This window comes from uncultured Microbacterium sp., from assembly GCF_963521645.1.
Taxonomy (GTDB): Bacteria; Actinomycetota; Actinomycetes; order Actinomycetales; family Microbacteriaceae; genus Microbacterium.
Window position 1 is genome coordinate 1 of the sequence record NZ_CAUQVQ010000137.1, and the last position, 3,533, is coordinate 3,533.

At 70.5% G+C, this 3,533-nt stretch carries 4 protein-coding genes; 2 read left to right on the forward strand and 2 right to left on the reverse strand.

Annotation, left to right across the window (positions count from 1 at the left end; translation table 11 throughout):
* The coding region (locus RWO82_RS15290) for an AraC family transcriptional regulator (RefSeq protein ID WP_314428386.1) at positions 1–622 on the forward strand (622 nt) is incomplete at its 5' end.
* 18 nt (positions 623–640) lie between these two features.
* Here the strand turns inward: RWO82_RS15290 and RWO82_RS15295 are convergent.
* The gene (locus tag RWO82_RS15295) at positions 641–1,846 is read right to left on the reverse strand and encodes an MFS transporter (RefSeq protein WP_314428387.1); all 1,206 of its coding nucleotides are present in this window, start codon (positions 1,844–1,846) and stop codon (positions 641–643) included.
* 119 nt (positions 1,847–1,965) lie between these two features.
* A complete protein-coding gene (gene speB / locus RWO82_RS15300) occupies positions 1,966–2,916 on the reverse strand; it encodes an agmatinase (protein ID WP_314428388.1) in 951 nt (316 codons plus the stop codon).
* Between speB and RWO82_RS15305 the strand changes: the two genes are divergently transcribed.
* Entirely contained in the window at positions 2,894–3,454 is a 561-nt protein-coding gene (locus tag RWO82_RS15305; RefSeq protein ID WP_314428389.1) for an Lrp/AsnC family transcriptional regulator, read from the forward strand. The two genes, speB and RWO82_RS15305, sit on opposite strands and share 23 nt — an antisense overlap.
* The last annotated feature ends 79 nt before the right edge of the window (positions 3,455–3,533 follow it).

A 3,533-nucleotide genomic window follows, 5' to 3' on the forward strand; every position in this document is an offset into this window, starting at 1 on the left:
CGAGGCCGAGGCCGAGACCGAGCTCGTCGTGGTCGACCTCGAGTTCACCGACAGCGCCACGATGCTGACGGCACTGCTCCCCGATCCCATCAAAGTGATGTCGTTCGCGGCTCTCGAGCCGGCTGCGGCAGCGCTGGCGGCCAGCATGGGACCCACGGATCCGCCGTCATGGCCGGTGCGCGAGGGCGATCCCGTGATCTGCCGCGTCATGGCGCAGACGGTGCTGCTCTCGGTCATCCGTGCCTGGGCAGCCAACGGCTGCGCGCCCGCGGGATGGCCGTCGGTCGCGAAGGACCCGTTCCTCGACCGCGTCGTCGAGGCCATCCACGAGCAGCCGGGACGCGACTGGACGGTCGAGAAGCTCGCGAGCCTCGGCGCGATGTCGCGGTCGGCGTTCGCCGAGCGGTTCCGCCGCGCGATCGGGCGCTCGCCCGCCGACTACGTCACGGAGGTGCGCGTCGACGCCGCGAAGCGGATGCTCGGCGAGGGCCGCTCGATCAGTGAGACCTCGCGCGAGCTGGGGTACGCCTCCGACGAGGGGTTCAGTCGCGCCTTCCGCCGCCGCACGGGCATGACCCCGTCGTCATGGCGAGCCTCGGAGATGGCGCCGGTCCCGGCCTGAGCCGGCCCCGTCCGCCGCTCAGGCGAGCTTCGCGGCGGCCACGCTCCTGCGGTTCGACATTCCGAAGAGCACGGCGCCGATCAGCAGGGACGCAGCCCCGAGCACGTAGACGAACTCGACGTCGAGGGTGTCGACGAGCAGTCCGCCGACGCCGGCGGCGATCGTGATCGCTCCTTGGAACCCCACGACCACGAGACTTCCGCCCGACTCGAGCCGGTCGGGCGAGCGGTGTCCCACCCACGTGTTGATCACGAGCAGCCACGACGAGAAGAAGAAGCCCCAGACCAGCACGACGATACCGATGCCGAGCACCGACCCCGACAGGAAGATCATCGACAGCACCGACGCAGCGATCACCAGCGGCGCGAACACCGCGAAGAAGCCGAAGGTGCGGTCGATGAAAAACCCGAGCCCGAGGTTGCCGGCGAGGCCTCCGAGCCCGAAGAGGGCGAGCAGCACGATGATGGTCGACGGCTCGACCTCGGGGATGCGCTCGAGCGCGAGTCGCACGTACGTGTAGGCGAGGAAGTGACCGAGCACCACGAGCACGTGCCCGACCATGCCGAGCCCGATTCCGGGACGACGCAGCGTGTCGACGAGGAGCCGGATGCTCGCGCCCTGTTCGGCCGGGACCGACGGAAGCAGGAATCTGAGCGCCACGGCCAGCAGCACCATGAGCACGCCCGCGATCGCGAACACCGTCTGCCAGTCGACGATCTCGCTGAGCATCACCCCGAGCGGCACGCCCGCGACCGTGGCGAGCGAGACGCCGGCAGAGGTGAACATGACGCCGCGACCGAGGTGCGCAGGTCCCGCCAGGCGCGCGGCGACCGTGATCGACATCGCCCAGAATGCGCTGATCGCGGCCCCCAGCAGGAACCGCGCGAGCAACACGATGATCAGGTTGGGCGCGATCGCGACGATCAGGTTCGATGCCGCTGCGGCGAGCGCCATCCAGACGAGCAGCGAGCGACGGTCCAGGCGGGGGAAGATCAGCCCCACCGTGGGTGCGACGATCAGCCCGACGAGCGCGGTGACCGTGACGGTCTGGCCTGCCTGGCCGGGCGTCACTCCGAGCGCATCGGCCATCTCGGTGAGCACACCGTTGGGCAGGAACTCGGCCGTGACGAGCAGGAAGCCCATCAGCATCAGCACGATGAGCCCGCCGTAGCGGATGCGCTCGGTGCGGTCTGTCGTCACGGGCACGGGTGCGGTCGTCGTCATGGTTTCACGCTCGCAGGTGCGGGCCGCCCGCGCCCGACGCGGCGTCCACGGCATCCGACCATTCGTCCGAGGAGGCGGGCGGCATCCGTGCGCCCGCGTTCGACCGAGCGGCGCCCCGCTCAGTCGCGGGCGATGCGCGCCGCGAGCAGCGACACCAGCTCGTAGACGACGTGGCTCGCGGCGATGCCGGTGATCTGCGCGTGGTCGTAGGCGGGCGACACCTCGACGACGTCGGCGCCCACGATGTTCTTCTCGCCGAGCGCGCGCAGGATGCGCAGCAGTTCGCGGCTGGTGAGGCCGCCTGCCTCGGGCGTGCCGGTGCCGGGCGCGTGCGCGGGATCGAGCACGTCGATGTCGATCGAGATGTACAGCGGGGCGTCGCCGATGCGCTGCAGGATGCGCTGGATGCCCGCTTTGACGCCGTGCTCCTCGATGTACTCGCTCGACACGATCGAGAAGCCGAGGCGCTCGTCGTCCTCGAGGTCCTTCTTCGAGTACAGCGGCCCTCGCGTGCCCACATGGCAGCTCGCGGTGAGGTCGATGAGCCCCTCCTCGCTCGCGCGGCGGAAGGGAGTGCCGTGGGTGATCGGCGCGCCGAAGTAGGTGTTCCACGTGTCGAGGTGCGCGTCGAAGTGCAGCACCGCGATCGGCCCGTGCGTCGCCGCGACCGCGCGCAGCAGCGGCAGTGCGACCGTGTGGTCGCCGCCGATCGTGACGATGCGCTGCACCCGCTCGCCCAGCGCGAGCGCGGCGCGCTCGACCTCGGTGACGGCCTCGTCGAGGTCGAACGGGTTCACGGGGATGTCTCCGGCATCCACCACCTGCGCGACCGCGAACGGCGAGACGTCCTGCGCGGGGTTGTAGGGCCGCAGCAGGCGCGAGGACTCGCGCACGTGCGACGGCCCGAACCGCGTGCCGGGGCGGTAGCTCACGCCCGAGTCGAACGGGATGCCGACGACGGCGATGTCGGCGCGGGGCACGTCCTCGATCCTCGGCAGGCGTGCGAAGGTCGCGATCCCCGAATAGCGGGGATTCACGGAGGCGTCGATGGGGCCCACGTTCTCGGTCATTGTCAGTCCTGTCTCTGCATGGGGACGTGCACGCGAGCGCCGATCGCAGCCGGGAGCCCGTACCCGAGCGTCGCATAGGTGGGCGGTCGACGAAGAACTCATCGAGCACCTGCAGTCGGACGGTCGCCTAAGCTTCAGGGCCCTCGGCGAGGCCGTGCGACTGTCTCCGTCGGCGGTCGCGACCCGAGTGCAGCGCCTGATCGACGGCGGCGTCATCAAGATCAGCGCGGTCGAGGCGAGGGGTCTCGCGCACCGACAGCTGTCGATGGGCGTGGGGCTCACCCTCAACCACGACAATGAGGCGGTCATCGACGAGCTGCGCACCGGGCGGGGCATCGACTTCGCCGCGCGCACGCTCGGCCGCTTCGACGCGGTCGCCACCCTGGTCGACCCCTCGGCGGGGGCGCTGTATGCGAGCCTCGAGCGGCTGCGGTCGCTTCCCGGCGTCACCCGGATCGAGTCGTGGCTGCACCTGGCCGTGCTGAAGGAGGACTACGCGCGCACCCTGCGGGAGCCGATGGTCAGCGCGCGTCGCTGATACGAGCGGCCTCGGCATCCGGTACGGCGCGCCGTCACCGTCCGTTCACCGCGCGCCGCCAGACTTCGAGCATGAGCGA